Annotated in this window: 21 protein-coding genes and 1 pseudogene; 17 read left to right on the top strand and 5 right to left on the bottom strand. The window is 68.5% G+C overall.

The window, feature by feature from the left end:
• Window positions 1–32: 32 nt before the first annotated feature.
• The 3 genes from ACFWV8_RS05510 to ACFWV8_RS05520 all read left to right on the top strand — a co-directional run bounded on the left by ACFWV8_RS05510 (window position 33) and on the right by ACFWV8_RS05520 (window position 4,449).
• Window positions 33–752: an ABC transporter permease gene (locus ACFWV8_RS05510; protein ID WP_384198211.1), complete on the top strand. Its 720-nt coding sequence runs from the start codon at window positions 33–35 to the stop codon at window positions 750–752.
• Between the two features lie 201 nt (window positions 753–953).
• The gene (locus ACFWV8_RS05515) at window positions 954–3,869 is read left to right on the top strand and encodes a BTAD domain-containing putative transcriptional regulator (protein WP_384198213.1); all 2,916 of its coding nucleotides are present in this window, start codon (window positions 954–956) and stop codon (window positions 3,867–3,869) included.
• Window positions 3,870–3,981: 112 nt separating this feature from the next.
• Window positions 3,982–4,449, top strand: a complete 468-nt coding sequence (locus tag ACFWV8_RS05520) for a MarR family winged helix-turn-helix transcriptional regulator (protein WP_384198215.1) — start codon at window positions 3,982–3,984, stop codon at window positions 4,447–4,449.
• A gap of 121 nt (window positions 4,450–4,570) precedes the next feature.
• On the opposite strand, the gene ACFWV8_RS05525 is transcribed toward ACFWV8_RS05520, so the two are convergent.
• A complete protein-coding gene (locus tag ACFWV8_RS05525) occupies window positions 4,571–5,200 on the bottom strand; it encodes a TetR/AcrR family transcriptional regulator C-terminal domain-containing protein (protein ID WP_384198217.1) in 630 nt (209 codons plus the stop codon).
• Window positions 5,201–5,251: 51 nt separating this feature from the next.
• Here ACFWV8_RS05525 and ACFWV8_RS05530 point away from each other — a divergent pair, with 51 nt between their 5' ends.
• Complete coding sequence (locus ACFWV8_RS05530) at window positions 5,252–6,772, top strand: FAD-dependent monooxygenase (RefSeq protein ID WP_384198219.1); 1,521 nt, start codon at window positions 5,252–5,254, stop codon at window positions 6,770–6,772.
• Window positions 6,773–6,798: 26 nt separating this feature from the next.
• Here the strand turns inward: ACFWV8_RS05530 and ACFWV8_RS05535 are convergent.
• The 4 genes and pseudogenes from ACFWV8_RS05535 to ACFWV8_RS05550 form a co-directional block, all read right to left on the bottom strand.
• Window positions 6,799–7,041 (bottom strand): annotated as a pseudogene (locus tag ACFWV8_RS05535) (putative quinol monooxygenase); the annotation flags it as partial.
• A gap of 15 nt (window positions 7,042–7,056) precedes the next feature.
• Complete coding sequence (locus ACFWV8_RS05540; protein ID WP_384198221.1) at window positions 7,057–7,425, bottom strand: nuclear transport factor 2 family protein; 369 nt, start codon at window positions 7,423–7,425, stop codon at window positions 7,057–7,059.
• Window positions 7,426–7,516: 91 nt separating this feature from the next.
• Window positions 7,517–7,912: a nuclear transport factor 2 family protein gene (locus ACFWV8_RS05545; RefSeq protein ID WP_384198223.1), complete on the bottom strand. Its 396-nt coding sequence runs from the start codon at window positions 7,910–7,912 to the stop codon at window positions 7,517–7,519.
• A 2-nt stretch (window positions 7,913–7,914) separates the two neighbouring features.
• Window positions 7,915–8,280, bottom strand: coding sequence for a hypothetical protein (locus tag ACFWV8_RS05550; RefSeq protein WP_384198224.1), 366 nt, complete (start codon window positions 8,278–8,280; stop codon window positions 7,915–7,917).
• 222 nt (window positions 8,281–8,502) lie between these two features.
• Between ACFWV8_RS05550 and ACFWV8_RS05555 the strand changes: the two genes are divergently transcribed.
• The 13 genes from ACFWV8_RS05555 (at window position 8,503) to ACFWV8_RS05615 (ending at window position 20,224) form a co-directional block, all read left to right on the top strand.
• Window positions 8,503–8,967 (top strand): MarR family winged helix-turn-helix transcriptional regulator, encoded by a 465-nt coding sequence (locus ACFWV8_RS05555; protein WP_384198226.1) that lies wholly within the window; start codon window positions 8,503–8,505, stop codon window positions 8,965–8,967.
• A gap of 180 nt (window positions 8,968–9,147) precedes the next feature.
• Window positions 9,148–10,434 carry an aminotransferase class I/II-fold pyridoxal phosphate-dependent enzyme gene (locus ACFWV8_RS05560; RefSeq protein WP_384198227.1) on the top strand — a complete coding sequence of 429 codons (1,287 nt, stop codon included), beginning with the start codon at window positions 9,148–9,150 and terminating at the stop codon, window positions 10,432–10,434.
• A gap of 121 nt (window positions 10,435–10,555) precedes the next feature.
• A complete protein-coding gene (locus ACFWV8_RS05565; RefSeq protein WP_384198228.1) occupies window positions 10,556–10,849 on the top strand; it encodes a Dabb family protein in 294 nt (97 codons plus the stop codon).
• Window positions 10,850–10,852: 3 nt separating this feature from the next.
• The gene (locus ACFWV8_RS05570) at window positions 10,853–11,425 is read left to right on the top strand and encodes a hypothetical protein (RefSeq protein ID WP_384198230.1); all 573 of its coding nucleotides are present in this window, start codon (window positions 10,853–10,855) and stop codon (window positions 11,423–11,425) included.
• Between the two features lie 199 nt (window positions 11,426–11,624).
• On the top strand, window positions 11,625–12,281 hold the full coding sequence (locus ACFWV8_RS05575; RefSeq protein WP_384198232.1) for a hydrolase: 657 nt from the start codon (window positions 11,625–11,627) through the stop codon (window positions 12,279–12,281).
• A 4-nt stretch (window positions 12,282–12,285) separates the two neighbouring features.
• Window positions 12,286–13,476, top strand: coding sequence for an amino acid ABC transporter substrate-binding protein (locus ACFWV8_RS05580; RefSeq protein ID WP_384198234.1), 1,191 nt, complete (start codon window positions 12,286–12,288; stop codon window positions 13,474–13,476).
• Window positions 13,477–13,654: 178 nt separating this feature from the next.
• Window positions 13,655–13,963 (top strand): GNAT family N-acetyltransferase, encoded by a 309-nt coding sequence (locus ACFWV8_RS05585; protein WP_384198236.1) that lies wholly within the window; start codon window positions 13,655–13,657, stop codon window positions 13,961–13,963.
• Window positions 13,964–13,994: 31 nt separating this feature from the next.
• Window positions 13,995–14,417, top strand: a complete 423-nt coding sequence (locus ACFWV8_RS05590; RefSeq protein ID WP_384198238.1) for a (4Fe-4S)-binding protein — start codon at window positions 13,995–13,997, stop codon at window positions 14,415–14,417.
• Between the two features lie 49 nt (window positions 14,418–14,466).
• Window positions 14,467–15,387 (top strand): NADP-dependent oxidoreductase, encoded by a 921-nt coding sequence (locus ACFWV8_RS05595; protein WP_384198240.1) that lies wholly within the window; start codon window positions 14,467–14,469, stop codon window positions 15,385–15,387.
• A gap of 102 nt (window positions 15,388–15,489) precedes the next feature.
• On the top strand, window positions 15,490–16,329 hold the full coding sequence (locus ACFWV8_RS05600; RefSeq protein WP_384198242.1) for an alpha/beta fold hydrolase: 840 nt from the start codon (window positions 15,490–15,492) through the stop codon (window positions 16,327–16,329).
• Between the two features lie 157 nt (window positions 16,330–16,486).
• The gene (locus ACFWV8_RS05605) at window positions 16,487–17,719 is read left to right on the top strand and encodes a glutaminase (RefSeq protein WP_384198244.1); all 1,233 of its coding nucleotides are present in this window, start codon (window positions 16,487–16,489) and stop codon (window positions 17,717–17,719) included.
• 93 nt (window positions 17,720–17,812) lie between these two features.
• On the top strand, window positions 17,813–18,457 hold the full coding sequence (locus tag ACFWV8_RS05610; protein WP_384198245.1) for a LysE family translocator: 645 nt from the start codon (window positions 17,813–17,815) through the stop codon (window positions 18,455–18,457).
• Window positions 18,458–18,691: 234 nt separating this feature from the next.
• Window positions 18,692–20,224 (top strand): glycosyl hydrolase, encoded by a 1,533-nt coding sequence (locus ACFWV8_RS05615; RefSeq protein ID WP_384198246.1) that lies wholly within the window; start codon window positions 18,692–18,694, stop codon window positions 20,222–20,224.
• Window positions 20,225–20,351: the final 127 nt, after the last annotated feature.

A 20,351-nucleotide genomic window follows, 5' to 3' on the forward strand; every position in this document is an offset into this window, starting at 1 on the left:
ACCAACGCTCTGCCCCGAAGGGACCCAACCCCATGTTCGCGATCGCTCGCAGTGAGCTGATCCAGATCTTCCGGAACCGGCTGGTTCTGGTCACCGGTCTTATCGTGCCTGTCGCCATCAGCGCGTACTTCGTCTACCAGTACGAGATCTTCGAGGAGATGGCCGGCCTCGGCTACATCGCGGCGATCGTGATGTTCACCGTGATGGCCTTCGGGCTCTACACCACGGCCGTGACCACGCTGGCCTCGCGCCGGCAGAACCTCTTCCTCAAACGGCTGCGCTCCACCGCCGCGGGCGACGTCGACATCCTCACCGGGCTGCTTCTGCCGGTCACCGTCATCGCGCTGGTCCAGGTGGTCGCGATCCTGACCGTGCTGGGCATGGTCGCCACCGAACCGTCCCAGATCCCGCTCCTCGCGGCTGCCGTCCTGGCCACGCTGGCCATGATGGTCGCCCTGGCACTCGCCACGGCGGGGCTCACGAACTCGCCGGAGCACGCTCAGGTGACCACGCTGCCTGTCAGCCTGTCGGTGATCGCGGTCGCCAGCTGGGTAGGTCTCACCGGCACTGAGGACCTCGCCCTGCTCAAGCGGCTGCTTCCCGGCGGCGCGGCCACCGAACTGGTCGTCGATGCCTGGGACGGCAACGTACCCGTCGCGGACTCCCTGATCCTGCTGGTCCCCACACTGGGCTGGGTCGTCGTGGCCGTCGGGCTGGCCTCCCGCCTTTTCCGCTGGGAGCCACGCCGATGAGCCCGGCCGGGCGCCGCCGACCCGCGGCGCCCGGCGACGACCGGCCTTCACCTCTTTAGTGACAGCGTTCATCCCGAGACGAATCCGGAAGAACTGATCACCATGAAGACCACATGTGTCCAGCGCTATGACGAGTCGCCCGCCCAAGATCGCCCGGCGGCCGGCATGCCACCGTTGATCTCGGCTGTGCGGACCCCGTCCATGAACGCAGAGCAGGGAGATTCCCTGCGCTTCGCCGTGCTGGGGCCGGTCAGGGCGTGGCACGGCGAACGTGAGCTGGACCTGGGCTCGCCGCAGCAGCGAGTGGTGCTGGCAGCGCTGTTGCTACGGCGCGGGCGCCCCGTCACCGTCGCCGAACTCATCGACGCCATATGGGGCGCGGAGCAGCCGTCCGCGGCCCTGTCCGTGCTGCGTACCTATGCGTCCCGGCTGCGCAAGGTGCTCGAACCCGGACGCGACGTCGGAGAGTCTCCGCAGGTGGTGGTCTCGGCGGCGGACGGATACCTGGCCCGTGTCCCCGAACGCGCCCTGGACCTGGGTGTGTTCGAGCAGCGTGTCGCCGAGGCGAAGAAGCTGCGCGGTGCGGGCGAGGTGTCGGCTGCCGCGGAGCTGCTGCACGCCGCGCTCGACGGGTGGGAGGGGGCGCCGCTGGCCGGACTGCCCGGCCCGCTGGCCGAGGCCGAGCGCTCCCGGCTGACCGAGGTACGGCTGGACGCGCTGGAGGCCCGGCTGGACGTCGACGTCCAACTCGGGCGCCACAGCGAGGTGATCGCCGAGCTGACCGCGCTGACCGGCGAGTACCCGTTGCGCGAACTGCTGTGCCGGCTGTTGATGCTGGCGCTGTACCGGTCGGGGCGGCAGGCCGAGGCGCTGGCGGCGTACCGCAAGACGCGCGGCACCCTGGTGGCCGAGCTGGGCATCGAACCGGGCGCGGCGCTGCAGGAGTTGCACAACCGCATCCTGGCAGCCGACGCGGCGCTCGACCTGTCCGCCTCAGGGCCCGCGGAGTCCCAGGAGTCCCGGTGCGAGCGCACGGACCCGATCGCGACCCCGGCAGCGAGGCAAGGGGCCCGCCCCGCGCAGCTGCCCGCCGACCTGGCCGCCTTTACCGGCCGGGAAGCCGAGCTGGCGCAGCTCAAGGGCCTGCTGCCCGACGACGGAGAGCGGCCGGCCACGCTGCTGATCAGCGCGATCGGCGGCATGGCGGGCATCGGCAAGAGCACCCTGGCCGTGCACTGGGCGCGCCGGATCGCCCACCGCTACCCCGACGGCCAGCTCTACATCAACCTGCGCGGGCTCCATCCGACCGGCTCAGCCATGCCGCCGGCGGAGGCCATCCGTATCTTCCTCGACGCGCTCGGCGTACCCGCGCAGAGCCTTCCCGCCTCCCTCGACGCACAAGCGGCGCTCTACCGCAGCCTGCTCGCCGGCCGCCGGATGCTGATCCTCCTCGACAACGCCCGCAACACCGAGCAGATCCGCCCTCTGCTGCCGGGCTCCTCCGGCTGCCTGGTCATCGTCACCAGCCGCAGCCAGCTGACGGGCCTGGTCGCCAACGACGGGGCACACCCGCTGACGCTCGACCCGCTGACGCCCGCCGAGGCGCACGACTTCCTCGCGCGCCGCATCGGCTCCGCACGGCTGGCGGCGGAGCCCCGGGCGGCGGACGAGCTGATCACGCGCTGCGCCCGGCTGCCGCTCGCCCTCGCCATCGTCGCGGCCCGCGCGGTCACCTACCCGGGGTTCACGCTCGACGCCATCGCCCAGGAACTGCGCGACAACCAGGGCAGCCTGGACTCGTTCACCGGGGACGACCTCACCACGGACATACGCGCCGTGTTCTCGTCGTCCTACGAAGCCCTGTCCGCACCGGCCGCCAAGTTGTTCAACTTACTGGGACTGCACTGCGGCCCCGACCTCTCCGCGCCCGCCGCGGCGGCCCTGGCCGGGCTCTCCCCGCGGAAGACCCAACGTCTGCTCGTGGAGCTCACCGGCGCCCACCTGCTCACCGCACGCGCGCCGGGTCGGTACGTCCTGCACGACCTGCTGCGCGTCTACGCCGCCGAGCGTGTCGTCGCCGAGGAGACGCCGCGGGAGCGGGACCGGGCTCTGGAGCGGCTGTGGTCCTGGTACCTGCACACCACGGACGCCGCCTACGCCCACCTCAGCCCGGGGCGGCGCCGGGTCCCCCTCGAACCGCTGCCCCCCGGCTGCCACCCCTTGACCTTCACCGCGTACGAACAGGCGCTGGAGTGGTGCGAGATCGAACGCTCCAACCTCGTCGCCGCCGTGTACCAGGCCGCCGAGTCCGGCCGGGCGGGTATCGCCTGGCGGCTGGCCGCCTGCTTGTGGGGGTTCTTCTACCTCCGCCGACATCTGCACGACTGGCTCGACGTCACCCGGATCGCCCTCGACGCCGCCCGCGCCGCGGGCGACCGCACGGGCGAGGGATGGAGCCTGGGCGACGTGGCCGCCGCGCTGACGGCGATGCACCGGTTCGACGAGGCGGTGGACCACCTCCGGCAGGCGATGGCCCACTGCCGTGAGTTCGGGGACTCCCACGGCAGGTGCCAGGCCGTGGCCAATGTGGGCAACACCTACCTGGAGGCGGGCAGCCTTGAGAAGGCCGTCGAGTACACCCGCCGCGCGCTGGCCCTCTTCCGGGCCTGCGGCGATGTCTGGGGCGAGGGGGTCGTCCTGGCCAACCTGGGCGACGCCTACCGGCGCCTCGACCGGCTCGACGAGGCCACCGACTGCCTGGAGCAGGCATTGACCGTCGTGCGCGCCGTCGGCAACCGCTGCGTCGAAGGCTTCACCCTCGACGCCCTCGGCACCGTCAAGCACCGGCTCCACCGCAGCGATGACGCGATCGGCCACTACCGCCAAGCGCTCATCGCACACCGCGATGTCGGCAACCGCTGGGGCGAGGGCTACACCCTCTACCACCTCGGTGATGTCCACCTGGCCGCGGGCGACCCGGCGGCGGCCCACACCACCTGGCGACTGGCGCTCACCGCCTTCGAGGAGTTCGACCACCCGGAGGCCGAGGAGATCCGGCTGCGGCTCCGCCGCCTGGACGAACGTACGCAGGACCCGAACCCGACCGCCCGGCCGTGACGCGTCACGGATGCCGACACCCGCCGCACCCCCCGGATATTTCGGGCATCGACAGGAATCGCCCACGTCAACGGGATAGATGAGCTGTCAACGTTTTCGTTACACTCCCTCAATGAATGCAACGCCTCGCTGGCTGACCTCGGAGCAGAAGGTCGCCTGGGACAGTTTCATCCGCATGCAGGAGACGCTCATCGGACGACTCTCCCGCCTGATCCAGGCCGACTCGCACATGTCCGCCGCCGACTACATCGTGTTGGTGAGTCTCACCGAAAGGGGCGGCGGGCGGATGCGCTTCCTGGATCTGGCCAAGCTGGTGGAGTGGGAGAAGAGCCGAATGTCCCACCAGGTCCGGCGGATGGCGACGCGCGGACTGGTGGCGAGGGAGGAATGTCCCGACGACGGACGCGGAGCGTTCATCGTCGCCACCCCGGCCGGCTACAAGGCGATCGAGGACGCCGCGCCCCTGCATGTCGAACACGTCCGCCGACTGTTCATCGACGCCCTCACCCAGGAAGAACTCGACACGCTCGCCCGGATCTCGGACCGCGTCCTCGCGCATATGAAGAAGCAGCCCGACTGACCGGGGAGGGCGCAGAGCTGGTTGATGCATCAACCGACACGGTAGGGCAATATCGCCGACTCGTCAATCGGCGGCTCCACGGAGGCGCCGCAGGGGGAATAGCCGCGTTCGCACCCACAACTCACTGGTCGCCGCCCGCGAGGATCGCGGACAGGCCGAACTCGAAGCGCTCGTCGAATGATTCCGCGTCGAGATGACCGAGGACGCGATGGAGGGCCGGGTGGGCCGTCTCGGAGACCGCGTTCGCCAGGCGGCCGTTCGGCGACTGATCGGCCGCCGCTTGTTCCTCCTGGGTGAGCCCGAGGACGAAGTAGGTGATCGTCCACGTGGTCCAGGCGGTCTCACGCTCGTCCAGGCCGCCGTCCAGCAGCGCGCCCACCAGCGTATCGGCGAAGCGCAGGGTGTGTGGTTCGGCGGCGTAGGTGCCGACGACGAGCGCGGCACCGTCGCGACGGGCGAGCAGGGCGCGACGGTAGCGGCGGGCCAGTTCGCGGACGCGCTCGTCCCAGGGGGCCGGAAGGTCGTCGAGTGAGGCTTCGCCGACGACGGCGTCCGCCATCAGCTCCAGCATCCGGGCCTTGGTCTTCACATGCCACAGCACCGTGTTCATCCGTACGCCGAGCCGGTCGGCGACCGCCCTGGTGGACAGGGCGGCCAGGCCCTTCTCGTCCAGCAGTTCCAGCCCGGTACGGATCACCGTTCCGGGATCCAGCCGCGGGGCGCGGTCCTCACGCACTTGCTTATTGGTCACCGACCTAGTCTACTGTGCACCACGTTATTGGTCACTGACCTAGGATGGTTCATGGAGCAGCGGGTTGTCATCGCCGGAGGGGGCCCGGTCGGGCTCTGGCTCGCCGCCGAACTGCGGCTGGGCGGGGTTTCCGTCACCGTCGTCGAGGAGCGTATGGAGATCGATCAGCGCTCCAAGGCCCTCACCATCCACCCGCGCACCCTTGAGATCCTGGCCTCGCGCGGCGTGCACAAGCCCTTCCTCGCCGATGGTTTGCCGATCCCGGGCGGCCACTTCGCCATGCTCGACGACCGCCTCGACTTCCGTGCGCTGGAGACCCCGTTCCCGTACACCCTCGCCCTGCCCCAGGCCCGCACCGAGGAACTGCTGGAGGAGCACGCGCTCGCGCTCGGCGCCACGATCGTGCGCGGTCACCGCGTCACCGGGTTCAGCGAGCACGCGGAGTCGGTGACCGTTCAGGTGGACAGGCTGAACGGGCCGGACCGCCCGGAGCGCCCGGACGGGTCTGACGGGTCGTACGAACTCCAGGCGGCGTTCATCATCGGCTGCGACGGCTCCCGCAGCACCGTACGCACCGCCGCCGGCATCGACTTCGTCGGTACGCCATCCACCGTCTTGGGCTGGCTGGGCGACGTCACCCTCGACAACCCGCCGCGGCCCGGGTTCAGCACGTTCGGGCTCCGCGGTGGAGTGATGGTCGCGCCGCTGCCCGGTGGGCGGTACCGCGTGGTCGGTGTCAGCCCCGACAACCTCACGACGCAATGGCCCGGCGACCTCACCCTGGAGGAGCTTCGGGCCAAGACCGCCGCCATCAGTGGCGAGGACTTCGGGATGCGCGACCCGGTCTGGCTCTCCCGGTTCGGCAATACCACCCGGCTGGCCGCCCAGTACCGGCGAGGCCGGGTCCTGCTCGCCGGTGACGCCGCCCACCAGCACTTCCCGGCGGGTGGCGTCGGGATGAACGTCGGCATCCAGGACGCGCACAACCTGGGCTGGAAACTCGCCGCCACCCTCCGCGGTTGGGCCCCTGATCACCTGCTTGACACCTACCACACCGAACGCCACCCCATAGGTGCCCAGTTGGTGGAACACAGCCGCGCCCAGACCGCCCTGATGACCGGCTTCACACCCGAAGGCCTCGACCTGCGCTCCCTGTTCAGCGGGATGATCGCCACTCAGCCGGCACTCAACAAGGCCCTGTCCGAACGTCTCACCGCGCTCGCCGTCAGCTACCCCACACCGGACCCAACTGCCCACCCGCTCACCGGCACCCGCGCGCCCGACCTGGCCTTCACCGGCTCCGAGAACCACCTGTTCTCCCGCCTGCGTCCGGACAGTTACCTCCTGCTCGACCTGACGGCGGGCGGCGTCCTGGCGGACCGGACGCGGCCGGGGCTCGCGGTGCACACCGCGACCCTCGACGGGCCCCCGGCCGCCTGGGCCACCGTGCGCGCCGCCCTCATCCGTCCCGACGGGCACGTCGCCTGGGCCGGCACCGATGAGGACGACACCGCACTGTCCGCCGCCGTGGACCGGGCGCTCGCCACCGTCCACCGCACCGCGGCCCGCTGACATCCCGTCGATCGGAGCCTCCGGCGTCAGAGCGCTCCCTGCTGCGGCGTACCGGCCGGGTGGGGGCGCAGGACCTGTCCGTCCAGCTCGCCGACGATCTTTCCCTCGGTCTCCCGCAGAAGTTGGGCTACCGCGGGCCCTTTGAGGTGCGCGTCCAGCGCCTCGGCGCTGGACCACTTCTCGATCTCGACGAGGCGGTCGTCGCCCTCGTGCAGCGCGTAGAGCAGACAGCCCTCGTCTTCGACGTGGGGGATCCGCCGTCCTCGCCGAGCTGCGAAATCAGCTCAGAGCATTGGATTCCCACTGGCGGTCCGGTCGTCCGGCACGTACGGCTGAAGGATGTCCCAGTGCTCGGCTATGCGGCCGTTCTCGAAACGGAAGACGTCTGCCACAGCGGCGTCGCCTTCGGGAAGGAAGCCGCTGACTTTGGCGAGCGCGATGACGTGGTCGCCGTCCTCGAACGTTCGCAGCATGGTGTAGCTGAAGTCGTCGGGGAGAGTTGGCACGATTGCCCGAAGGCCGTCAAGGCCCTCGGCGATCACCGGGTTGTGCTGGATGTAGTTCTCGGCGAAGTGTCGGTCCAATGCCGTCAGGTCCCGCTGGTTGAGTAGTTCCACCATGGCCTTGCGCGCGGTTTCCTTGTTGACCGACATGACCGGTCTCCATTCTTTGGGACGGGTGGGGCCGGGCGCGTAACCGGTGTTTGTCCTTGCGCCGGCGGCCCGGGATGTCGACCTGCCGGGTCTACACCATCGCGTTGCCGTTGGCGGAGTCTTCAGGGGCGACGATGTCCTGGACGACGTCCCAGTGCTCCACGATGCGTCCGTTGTCCAGCCGGTAGATGTCGGCGATGGCCACGGGGTTCGGGGCCCAGCCGTGGACGATGCTGTGGGTGAAGACCAGATCGCCTTGGGCGGCGATCCGCTGCGGCTCCCAGGAGAAACCCTCCAGGTGCGGAACGGCGTTGCGCAGGGTGTCGAGCCCGTTGGGCATCTGCGGGCTGTGCTGGATGTACGGCTCGGCCCAGTACCGGTCTATCGCGGTGAGGTCCTTCTCGGCGAACAACTCCCGCATCGCGGTGAGCACGATGTCGATGTTGCGGTTCGCCTGATCGTCCTGCGTGGCGGCGTGCTGGGCCATGGTCAGGCCTCCTTGATCGTTCCGGTGAGGTGGTAGAGCTTGCCGTCGACGGTCACGTTGGAGTACAACGTCCCGTTCTCGAAGTCCTCCAGATGGGTCACCGTGGCCCCGCTCGCCTCGGTCCAGGAGTTCAGATAGACGCCTTCGCGGATCTCATGCAGGTTCAGGGCCACCGTTTCGGCGTGACCGTCGGGGGCGAGCCCCGCGCCCTGCTCCACGACGAAGCTGCCCTGGGTGAGCGAATCGAAGGTGAAGCGCACCTTCAGATCGCCGAGGTCGAAGTGGTAGCTGTGGCCCGTCAGTTGTTTGGTCACGGCCTGTCCTTTCAGATCGTCGATCACAACCTCGATGTCGAGTTGAAGTTTCAACTCAGAATGTGTGTTTGCACAAGCCTTCTGAGGCGCGGAACACACTCAGGTGCCGGAGGGTGCGTGGGTCACTGGTCACTGGTCGATCGAGAGCGCCATCGCCGGCCATCGTGTGCTCTGCGTCTCAAACGCTTGCGTGAACGCCGCTCTGACTTGATACTTCAAATCAGTTGGAGGACGGGCAGGTCGACATCCCAGGCCGCCGGCGCAAGGATGAACACCGTGACGACGCGACGTGATGACGACCTCGACCGGGCCACGCTCTGGCATGACCTGGTGCTTGCGGCCCATCTCCTCGAAGTCGCGCTGGAGCGACAGTCCCAGCGCGACGGAAACATCTCGCACGGGCATTTCAAACTGCTGGTCCTTCTCAGTGCCGCGGAGAACCAGACGATGGGCCTCAAAGCGCTCGCCGGCGAGCTGCGCTTCTCACCCAGTCGTGTCAGCCACACGCTCACGGTCCTGGAACGCCAGGGTCTGGTCACCCGCGGACGTGTACCGGAGGGACGACGTGCCTACGAGGCCACCCTGACCTCACGGGGTCGGCTGCTGGTGGTAGGGGTGCTGCGCGCGCAGCGCGCGGAAATCCGAGACGTCCTCTTCGACAACCTGGGCGCATCCGATACCGCCGCCCTCGGCAGGATCAGCGCGCGTGTTGTTGAAGTGCTCGACCAGACAGACGCCTGACCCAACAGATACCTAACCCAACAGATACCTGACACAACAGACACCCAACACAACTGTCGCAGGCTGGTGTTGACCCTCAGAGCTGTCCGGTCGTCACAGGACCAGCTCGCACAGTGTGGTGCCCACATGGTGTCGTGCACGATCCCGACCCTCGAATCCGCGGAGACGGAGAACTGACAAGTGGTCGAATTATCCATCGCACAACTCCATCCCTCGCTGGACGATCCCGTCCTGCTTTCCATGAATCTGCTGAACGACATCGCATCGGACCACCCGCAGGCGGTGTCCTTCGCCGCCGGCCGGCCCTACGAGGAGTTCTTCCGGGTCGAGCAACTCTATGGCTATCTGGCCACCTTCGTCACACACCTCACCGAGGTGGTGGGGCTGACGGACGAGGAGGCCCGCAGAACCCTGTTCCAGTACGGACGGACGAAGGGCGTCATCCACGACCTGGTCGCCCGCTACCTTGAGATCGATGAGGGCATCACCGTCGACCCCGAAGCGGTCGTGGTGACCGTCGGCAGCCAGGAGGCGATGTTCCTGACGCTGCGGGCCCTGCGCGCCTCCCCGCAGGACGTCGTCCTCGCCGTCACGCCCACCTACTTCGGACTGACGGGCGCCGCACGCCTGTTGGACATGCCCGTGCTGGGTGTCGGGGACGGAGACGGCGGCCTCGACCTCGCCGACCTCAAGCGTCAGGTGGCAGCGGCCCGCGCCCGCGGACAACGGCCGCGCGCCCTCTACCTCGTGCCCGACTTCGCCAACCCCACCGGGGTGAGCCTGGACCTGGCCACCCGGACCGCCCTGCTCGACCTGGCGGCCGATCTCGATCTGCTGATCATCGAGGACAACCCCTACGGCCTCTTCCAAGCCGACCCCGCCACCCGGCCGCCGACCCTCAAGGCGCTCGACACACGGCACCAGGTCGTACACGTCGGCTCCTTCGCCAAGACCGGCCTGCCCGGCGCCCGCGTCGGCTTCGTCGTGGCCGACCAGCCCGTCATCAGGGACGGCCGCCAAGCGGGCACGCTCGCGGACCAGTTGTCGCTGATCAAGAGCAACGTCACTCTCAACACCTCACCTGTCGCCCAGGCCGTCATCGGCGGCAAGCTTCTGCGCCACGGGTGCAGCATGCTCGCCGCGAACAAGCGCGAGATCGAGGTCTACCGCGCCAACCTGCGGCATGTGCTGGCCGGCCTCGCCGCCCGCTTCGCCGAGGGTGGCCCGGTGACGTGGAACACCCCGGCCGGCGGGTTCTTCGTCGTCCTGACGGTGCCGTTCGCCGTGGACGACCGTTCGCTGCGCCGATCGGCGCGCGACCACGGGGTCATCTGGACCCCCATGCACCATTTCCACACCGGCATGGCTTCCTCACACCAGATTCGGCTGTCCTTCAGCCTCCTCGACGACGCGTCGATCGACGAGGGACTCGACCGCCTGACCGCCTTCGTGACGGCCGAGTCCTAAACCCCGCCCCCGGATCTTCGCGGGCCCGGTCGTTCCGCCTGATCGCCGGCCCTTCCCTTCGGCCTGCCCGCATGCCGTCGCACGGGTGATTCGGCGACCATTCGACCCGAGAAGGATGCAAATGATCAGACACATTGTGCTGTTCAAATTCAAGCCAGGCTTCGACTGGCAGAATCCCGCGGCCCTCGCGGCCGAGCAGTCCTCGCGGCTCGTCGGCGAGCGGGTGCCCGGTCTCCTGCACTGGCAGGTGGGCCGCAACACCTCCGACCGTCCGATCGCCTACGACTTCGCCGCCATCGGTCTGCTGCCCGACCAGGACACCCTGCGCGGCTACCAGGACCACCCCTTCCACCAGGAATCCGCGGCGCTGTGGCGTGCCATCAGCACCTGGGTCGTCGCCGACATCGAGGAGTGACGCATGACCGTCGAGCTGGGCTGGATCGACATCCGGCCCGCACCGGCAGAGCCCCTGGCCATCGGAACGCTCGGCCCCGAGGGCACGAGCAGCGAGCAGGCCGCCTTGCTGCTGCGGAGCCGTTTACCCGACGGGCCGCCGATCGTGCTCAGGGCGACCTACGAACAGGCCCTGGAGGACCTGAAGGCCGGCACCGTCAGCCATGTGGTCGTCGCCAACGCCTACCGGGACATCCACCACTTCTACATGGCCGACGACATCGCGCTGGCCGGCGTCTTCGTCATGGACACCCCGCTGTACGGCATCGCCCGGCGTGCCGACAGCGGTCCGCTGCCCAGTCGCCCGAGCGTGGTGACGCACCCATCGCCGCGACCGTTGGTCGACCAACTACTGCCCGCTCCCTACCAGTTGCCCGAAGTGGCCACCGCGGACTCCACCAGCCAGGCGGCCCAGGCCGTGGCCGAGCGCCGCTACGACCTCGCGCTCACCACCGAACCGGCCGCCACCCGGCACGGACTGCGCTTCATCTCCCCGCTGCGCCCGATCCGCATGGTCTGGTCGGTCTTCGTCCGCTGATTGTCGGATTCACCGTCAGATCCACTCCTCCCGGGGCTGGTTGACGTGTCAATGGCCCACACTTAATGTGGGTGACGCGTCAACCAAATGGTTTGGGGTCACCAGGCGGGCGTCAGCCCGTGGTCGGCTGACTGTCGGCATCGAGATCTCGGTGCGCTGCCCGGGGCCCGTGGACGCGAAGTTCAAGCAAGGGAATCCCATGAGCACTGAGAACAAGGCCGGACTCAACGCGCTGCTGACGCCCGAGGAGAGCGTTGTCGTACTGATCGACCACCAGGCGTTCCAGGTCGCCAACCTGCACAGCCACGAACCGACGATGGTCATCAACAACGCCGTCGGGCTCGCCAAGGCCGCCAAGGCGTTCGACGTCCCGACCATTCTGACGACCGTTCTGGAGGAGCGCGGTGGCCTTCTTCTCCAGGGCCTGCAGGATGTGTTCCCGGAGCAGAAGCCGATCAACAGGACCTTCGTCAACACCTGGCAGGACGAGCGCGTCGTGGATGCCGTCAAGGCGACAGGACGCAAGAAGCTGATCATCGCCGGCCTCTGGACGGAGGTCTGTGTGGCCATGCCGGCGATACAGGCGGCGGGCGAGGGCTTCGATGTCTTCGTCGTCACCGACGCGTCGGGCGGTGCCTCGAAGGAGGCCCACGACATGGCGGTGCGGCGGATGATCCAGGCGGGCGTGACCCCGATCACCTGGCTTGCCGTGATGTCCGAGTGGCAGCGCGACTGGGCCCGTGAGAAGACCGTGCCGGGCATCGTCGAGGTCATGGCGCAGCACGGCGGTGCCAGCGGTGTGGCCTACGCCTGGGAGCAGCAGCTCCTGGCCACGCCCACCGGAAGCGAGGCCTGACATTTTGACCGCGCCGGCTCCCATTCGTATCGGGTACTGCCTGTCGCTGACCGGTTCCCTCGCGGACAACAGCCGGTCGGCGCGTCTCGCCCATGAGATCTGGCGCGCGGACGTCAACGCTCGCGGTGGACTGCTCGGCCGTCCTGTCGAGTTCGTCCGCTACGACGACCAAGGGGACGCCGACCTTGTCCCCGGGATCTACGAGCGGCTGATCGACGAGGACAAGGTGGATCTCGTCATCGGTGGTTACGGCACCAACACCCTGTTGCCGGCCATGCCGTTGATGGTGGAGCGGGAGCGCTTCTTCGTCGGGCTCATGGGCCTTGGCGTCAACAACGCGCTCCTCTATCCGAACTACTTCGCCATGATCCCCACCGGGCCGGACCCGAATGCCGCACTCACCGAAGGGTTCTTCGCTCTCGCCGCGGAGCAGAATCCCCGGCCGGAAACCGTGGCGCTCGTCTCCGCCGACGCCGAGTTCTCGCGCAATCCCATTCTCGGCGCCAAGGCCAATGCGGAGAAGTACGGCATCAAGGTGGTCCACGAGGCCACCTACCCGCTGTCGACCCGGGATTTCGCGCCCGTTGTCGACGCGGTCGCCGAAAGCGGCAGTGATCTGTTGTTCCTCTGTTCCTACCTGGCCGACTCGGTCGGGCTGGTACGAACCATCCGGTCGCACCACTACCGGCCGAAGATGGTCGGCGGTGCCATGATCGGCCCGCAGAACACCGCGGTGAGGACGAAGCTCGGCCCGTCGCTCAACGGTTTCGTGAACTACGAGTACTGGGCGCCGGTGCCCAAAATGATGTTCCCGGGCGTTCGGGACCTGCTGAGCACGTACCAGGAACGGGCCGGCGAAGCCGGCGTCGACCTCCTGGGGCACTACATGGTGCCACTCGCCTACGCCCAGATGCAGGTGGTCGCCCAGGCCGTCGAAGCGACCGGCGGTTTCGACGACGCGAGCCTCTCGGCGTACGCACGGGAGAAGACCTTCCCGACCGTCATGGGCGATGTCAGGTTCGGGGTCAAGGGCGAGTGGTCGCAGCCGCGCGTTCTTCAGGTCCAGTTCCAGGGCATCACCGGCCACGACGTCGGTCAATTCCGGAACGGGTCACGGCAGATCGTCGTGTCACCGCCGGAATCGTCCTCCGGAGAGCTCGTCTTCCCCTACGCGGAGGCTCTCACCGACGAGTGACTGAGGGCAGCCGCGGCCCTGCGGCAACGGGTCGCCGGACATTCCGGCGGCCCGTTGCCCATTCGCCCAAGTCCTCAGGGTGCCGGATGCGGCATGAGCAAGTTGATGCGTCAACCGGATTGGGTTACTGTGCAACGAGACTCACGCGGAGGACTGCGGAGGACTTGAGGGAGGACACATGGCAGTGGAAGTGAGCGACGCTCCCGGAGCCAAGCGGTACGAGGCCCGGGTCGACGGAAAGGCCGAGGTCGCGGGCGTCGCGGAGTACATCCGCACCACGGAACTGATCGCGTTCGTACACACCGAGGTCTCGCCGGAGTACGAGGGCAGGGGAGTCGGGTCAGCACTGGCCCGCACCGCCCTCGACGAGGCACGGGCCGCGAACCTGCGGGTGCTGGCCACCTGTCCGTTCTTCGCCGGGTGGATCGCCCGGCACCCCGACTACCAGGACCTGCTGTACCAGTCCCGCAGCAAGGTCAGCGACTGAACAGCCGGGTACGGCAGTGACGGAGGCCGGCATGAGCGGCGGAACCGAGAAGAAGGCGTACGAGGGCCGGTCGATCACCGTGACCTTCGAGGCCAGGCGGTGCTTGCACGCCGCCGAGTGCGTGAACGGCCTGCCGGAGGTCTTCGATCCGGGCGAGCGGCCGTGGATCCGGCCCGACGGTGCCGAGGCCGAGCGCCTGGCCGAAGTGGTGCGTCGCTGTCCGTCGGGTGCGCTGCGGTACGAACTCGTGGACGGCGAGGCGGAGACCCCGGACCGGCCCACGCGGATCACACGCAACTCCGTCGGACAGCTGGTCGTCCGCGGCGAGTTGAGCGTGGGGACGCCGGAGGGCCCGCGGGCCGAGACCAGGGCCCTCCTGTGCGGGTGCGGACAGAGCCGTCTTCAGCCGTACTGCGACCACGCGGGGCCCTGCGGCCGGACACCGCAGGGCTGACCCTCCCCTCTCACACGTACATGCCCAACAGGAGCCAGGAGCCGAGCAGATGTCCCTCGCAGTGCGGTTCTCCGAGTACGGCAGCACCGACGTGCTGCGGGTCGTCGATGTCCCGCCGCCCACCGCCGGCCCCGGCCAGGTACGGCTCGCGGTGCGGGCCGCGGGTGTCAACCCGATCGACTGGAAGATCCTGCACGGGTACATGAGCCAGGTGATGCCTCTCGACCTCCCGGGTGGTCTCGGGTCCGACGTGGCCGGTGTGGTCGAGCAGGTGGGGGAAGGCGTGACGGCCTTCAGCGTGGGGGACGAGGTGCTGGGAGCCTCCATCACCCCGTCCTACGCCCAGTTCGCGCTCGCCGACCCGGCGGCGCTGGTCGCCAAGCCGGCCTCTGTCCCGTGGGAGGTGGCCGGAACCCTGGCGGGCACGGGCATCACCGCCTGGGAGGTGCTGAACAAGCTCAAGGTGGCCCAGGGGGAGACGCTCCTGGTCCACGCGGCCGCCGGTGGTGTCGGCACGTTCGCCGTGCAGCTCGCCGTCGACCGGGGCGTGCGCGTCATCGGCACCGCGAGCGAGGGCAACCACGAGCAACTCCGCTCCCTCGGCGCGGAACCGGTCACGTACGGCAAGGGGCTGGTCGAGCGCGTACGGGGCATCTCCCCGCAGGGAGTCGACGCGGTCATCGACGCCTCCGGCCGCGGTGAGATCCCGGACTCCATCGAACTCGCCGGCGGCCCGGCGCGTGTCCTCTCCCTCGCGGCGTTCGACGCGGCCGGGAGCGGTATCCAGATCCACCTGACCGAGCCGGGAGCGGGCGGGCCCCAAGCGCTCAGGGACATCCTCGCCCTCATCGAGGCGGGGCGGCTGCGGGTGCCGATCCAGCGGACGTACCCCCTCGGCGAGGTGACGGCCGCACTGGAGGTCAGCCGGTCGGGGCACCTGGGCGGCAAGCTCGTCCTCCTCCCCGTGTAGGGACGCCACGTCCCGCGAACAACGACAGTGTCTTGCCGGTCAACGTCGGGCCGGACGAGTGTGCCGGCGAGACGCCCACAGCGACCAGAAAGCGACAAGCACATGGGATACATCACCGTAGGAAATGAGAACAGCACGCCGGTCGAGCTCTACTACGAGGATCAGGGCGAGGGCCAGCCGGTCGTCCTGATCCACGGATATCCGCTGAACGGTCACAGCTGGGAGCGCCAGACGAGATATCTCCTGGCCGCCGGATACCGCGTCATCACCTACGACCGCCGGGGCTTCGGCAAGTCGTCGAAGGTGAACTCCGGCTACGACTACGACACCTTCGCCGCGGACCTGAACACCGTGCTGGAGACGCTCGACCTTCACGACGCCGTCCTGGTGGGCTTCTCGATGGGTACGGGCGAGGTCGCCCGCTACGTCTCACGATTCGGGCACGAAAGGGTCGCCAAGCTCGCGTTCCTGGCCTCGCTGGAGCCCTTCCTCGTCGCCCGGGACGACAACCCCGAGGGTGTGCCGCAGGAGGTCTTCGACGGAATCGAGGCGGCGGCGAAAGGCGATCGGTACGCCTGGTACACGCAGTTCTTCTCGGACTTCTACGATCTTGACGAGAACCTCGGCAGCCGGATCAGCCAGGAAGCCGTCACCGCGAGCTGGAACGTGGCGATATCGAGTGCCCCCGTGGCGGCGTACGCGGTCGTCTCCGCGTGGATCGAAGACTTCCGCACCGACGTCGAAGCGGTTCGCGACAGCGGCAAGCCGGCTCTGATCCTGCACGGCACGGCCGACAAGATCCTGCCCATCGACGCCACCGCCCGCCGTTTTCGGCAGGAATTGCCCAAGGCGCAGTATGTGGAGATCGAGGGTGCCCCGCACGGGTTGCTCTGGACGCATGCGGACGAGGTCAATTCAGCCCTGCGTTCCTTCCTCGGCTAGGGTCCGTCGTTTGGATCCGGCCTGATCCAAAGGACGGACCCTGGATCCGCGACGACGGCTACCCCCGCCCTCAATGAGGGCGGGGGTAGCCGGGCGAATGGTGACAGGCGTGCTACTGGGCTCCGAACACCAGCCTTGCGACAGAAGGACCTGCCTCATGAAGACTCCGGTGCCCGACTACCTGGACGAAGTGCTCGACAGCCTGCGTGACGACACCAGCGGCGCCAACGCCGACTACATCCCCGAGCTCGCCGATGCCGATCCGGAACGCTTCGGCATCGCGTTGACCACGACGCTCGGTCGCACGTACGCCGCCGGCGACGCCGACACGGAGTTCTCCATCCAGTCGATCTCCAAGCCGTTCGCCTACGCCGCCGCCATCATCGACCGTGGCCTCGACCGCGTCCTCGACGCCGTCGGGGTCGAGCCGTCCGGCGAGGCCTTCAACGAGCTCTCCCTCGAAGGGGGAACCCACCGGCCCAAGAATCCCATGATCAACGCCGGAGCCATCACGGTGCATTCGCTCCTGGTCGGCGCGGAGGCCGGCCAGGACGAGCGCGTCGAGCGTGCCGTGACGTTCTTCTCCCGCCTCGCGGGCCGGGATCTGCGGGTCGACGAGCGTGTGTGCGCTTCAGAGCTGGGCTCCGCGCACCGTAACCTCGCACTCGCCTACATGCTGCGCACCTACGGCATTCTCGACGGGGACGTGCAGTCCGTCGTCGCGGGATATACGCGCCAGTGCTCGATCCTGGTCAGCGTCCGGGACCTCTCCGTGATGGCCGCGACGCTCGCCACCGGAGGTATCCAGCCCGTCACCGGAGAACGGATCATGGACCCCGCCATCGCCCGGCACGTCATGGCCGTGATGGCCGCGGCCGGGATGTACGACGCGGCGGGCGACTGGCTCACCCGCGTGGGCATCCCCGCCAAGAGCGGCGTCGCCGGGGGCATCGTCGGCGTCCTGCCCGACCGGGCGGGCATCGGAACCTTCTCCCCGCGCCTGGACTCCTACGGCAACAGCCAGAGAGGGCGCCGCGCCTTCGAGCGGCTTTCCAAGGACATGGGGATGGACCTGTTCTCCTCCGATCAGGGGCGGCTCGATGCCGTCGACGTGAGCGAGTCACCGGGCACGGTCACCTTCGCCCTACGGGGCAACGTCCAACTCACCGCCGCTTCGGAGCTCTTGGACCTGATGGCCGACTCTGACGGCGCGGCCGATGTGGTTCTGGATGTCACCAGGGTGCATTCCTTCTCCGACGTCGGCCGTCGCATGTCGCTCGAAGGGCTGCGCCGACTGCGGCTGGACGGACGCAAGGTCGCCGTCCGGGACCCCTCGGGCGTGCTGCCGAACCCCGATCTGGGAGACGGCAGTTACCCCGACGCCCTCTGACCGGCCCCAGCGGGAAGGTGCGGTCGGCGGCCGTATCGGCAACAGTCCGGCCGGCATCGTTCCTGTCTTCACCCTGTCTGAGGAGATCGTTCCGTGGCGATTGATTGGCCGGCCTTCCTGCTGGCATCCCTGACCATCTCGGTGATCCCGGGGGCCAATCAGTTGCTGGGCCTACGGAACGCGTACCGGCAGGGGCCCCGTGTAGCGCTCGTCGCCGTAGGCGGCAGGCTGGCCGCGTTCGCCGTGATGATAGTGCTGGTCAGCGCCGGCCTCGGCACGCTGCTTCTCCAGTCCGAACGGTTGTTCACCGCCATCAAGTGGACCGGGGTCGTCTACCTGCTGTATCTCGGGGTGCGGATCCTGCGGTCGTCGCGGCGCGTGGCACCGGGAGCCGCCGCCGACGCGCGTACGCACGCGGACTCAGGGGCACGCGGCGTGTGGGCGCTGAGCCGTGAGGAGTTCGTCGTGGCCGGCACCAATCCCAAGGCCGTGCTGCTGTTCGCCGCGCTGCTGCCCCAGTTCGTGTCCGGCCCGGGACCACTCACCGCGGGTCTCCTGACGGTCGGCGTGGCCTACCTGGCGGTGGAGTTCGCCGTCGCGGTCGGCTACGCGGTGGTGGGTGCGCAACTACGGCGTGCCTTCGTGTCGGCGCGGGTCGACCGCGTCATCCAGCGCACGACGGGTGTGTGCCTGATCGGTTTCGCCGCGTACTTCGCGACCAGCCGACAACCCGCCTGAGCGCGCCGTCGGAACCGAATGTATCGACGTGGCGGACGCCAACACGACCAAGGCGGCCGGCACACCCGACGGGCCGGATCTCGCTCGGGCATGTGGTGAACCGATAGCCGCACGCATCCGTCGTGTGTGCGCAGTCGATTCCCCAGTCGAAGGGCATGTTCCATGCGCGTGAGATCATTTCGAAATTTTCGACCACTTCTCTTTGCTCTCCTGCTGGTCGTCGCCGTCTCGGCCGTGACCTCGTCGGCTTTCCAGGGCTCGCCCGGCGACCGCCAGGACCGGGTGTCCGAAGCGGCGGCGGACGCCGAACGCACCGTCACCCTGCGGAACGAGACAGACAGCCGTATCTGGGTCGGCGCCGCGGTCAACGCCGACGGCTCTCCCACGCCGACGGGACTTCCGACACTGGATCCTGGCGAGTCCGCCACCATCACCATGCCCGAACACTCGGGCCCCGGGCACTGGCGCGGCAAGTTCTTCGCGCGGCAGGGCTGCACCGGAGAGTCGGGCAGCACCTTCCACTGCGCCGTGGCCGACTGCGGACCGTTCGCCGACCGCTGTTCGACCGGTGAACAGCCCGCCAGTCTGGCCGAGTTCAACTTCGATTCGGCCGACCCCCTGGCACCTTGGTACAACGTCAGCTACGTCAACGCCGTCTCGGTACCGATCACCATCACCCCGGACGGAGTGCCGCCGCCCGAGAACGGCGGACCGTGCGCCTCGGTGGGCTGCCCCACCGATCTGCTCTCCGCCTGCCCGCCCGAGAACCTGACCAAGGACCAGGTATCGGGCAGGCCACTGGTGTGCGTCAACCCGAACCGCGACGCGAAGACCGCCTACAGCGACGCGATCGCCAAGAAGGTCCCCTCCGCCTACTCATGGTCCAAGCACGACACCGAGCCGGGCAACCAGGTCGTACGCCAGTGCGGCGAGTGCAGCGGACTGACCGTCACCTTCCACGGCACCGGTCCCGCCCACAGGCCCACTCCCCCCAAGCCCAGGCCCGTGCCCAAGTCCAAGCCCAAGGCCAACGGCGCGGAGGCAGCCGGCAAGGGTGTGGCGCTCAACCCCGGTGACGGGGTCGCCCAGGCGCTGGCCGACTCCGGCGCGACCTGGTACCACAACTGGACCTCCTCCACCGGCGACGTCGCGAAGCCGGAGGGCGTCGAGTACGTCCCGTCGATCTGGGGCCCCGGCTCCGTCAACGAGACAGAACTGGGCAACGCCGCCCGGGAGGGGAAGAACCTCCTCGGCTTCAACGAACCCGACAGGGCCGACCAGGCCAACATGACTCCCGAGCAAGCACTTGATCTCTGGCCCCAGTTGGAGAAGACCGGCCTGAACCTGGGTGCCCCGGCGGTCTCCACCGACGCCGACAAGCCCGGCGGCTGGCTGGACCGCTTCATGAAGGGAGCCGAGGAGCGGGGCCTGCGCGTCGACTTCATCCCGGTGCACTGGTACGGCTCCGACTTCAGCTCGCGGGCCACCTACCAACTGGCCGCCTATCTGGAGCGCGTTCACAAGCGTTACAACAAGCCGGTCTGGCTGACCGAGTACGCCCTCATCGACTTCACCCAGGGCGCTCCTCGATACCCCAGCGAGCAGGAACAGACCGCCTTCATCAAGATATCGACGGACGCGCTCGGACGGCTGGACTACGTCGATCGCTTCGCGTGGTTCGCCCTCACCACGCAGACGAGTCCGACGGGCCTCTACAACGGCCCCGCGTCGAACGCGAGCGGCAACACCTTCCGCGCCGCGGGCTGACCCTCGTCGGCCCGCAGGCGCGTTGGGTGCGCTGATCGCGAACATCGCCGGCGTATGCGGGCCTTGAGCACGGCGAAGACCTCCGATGCGGTGGAACTGTCCAGGAACACACCGCGCGGAGGTCTTC

This window comes from Streptomyces sp. NPDC058665 (assembly GCF_042714995.1).
Lineage (GTDB): Bacteria > Actinomycetota > Actinomycetes > Streptomycetales > Streptomycetaceae > Streptomyces.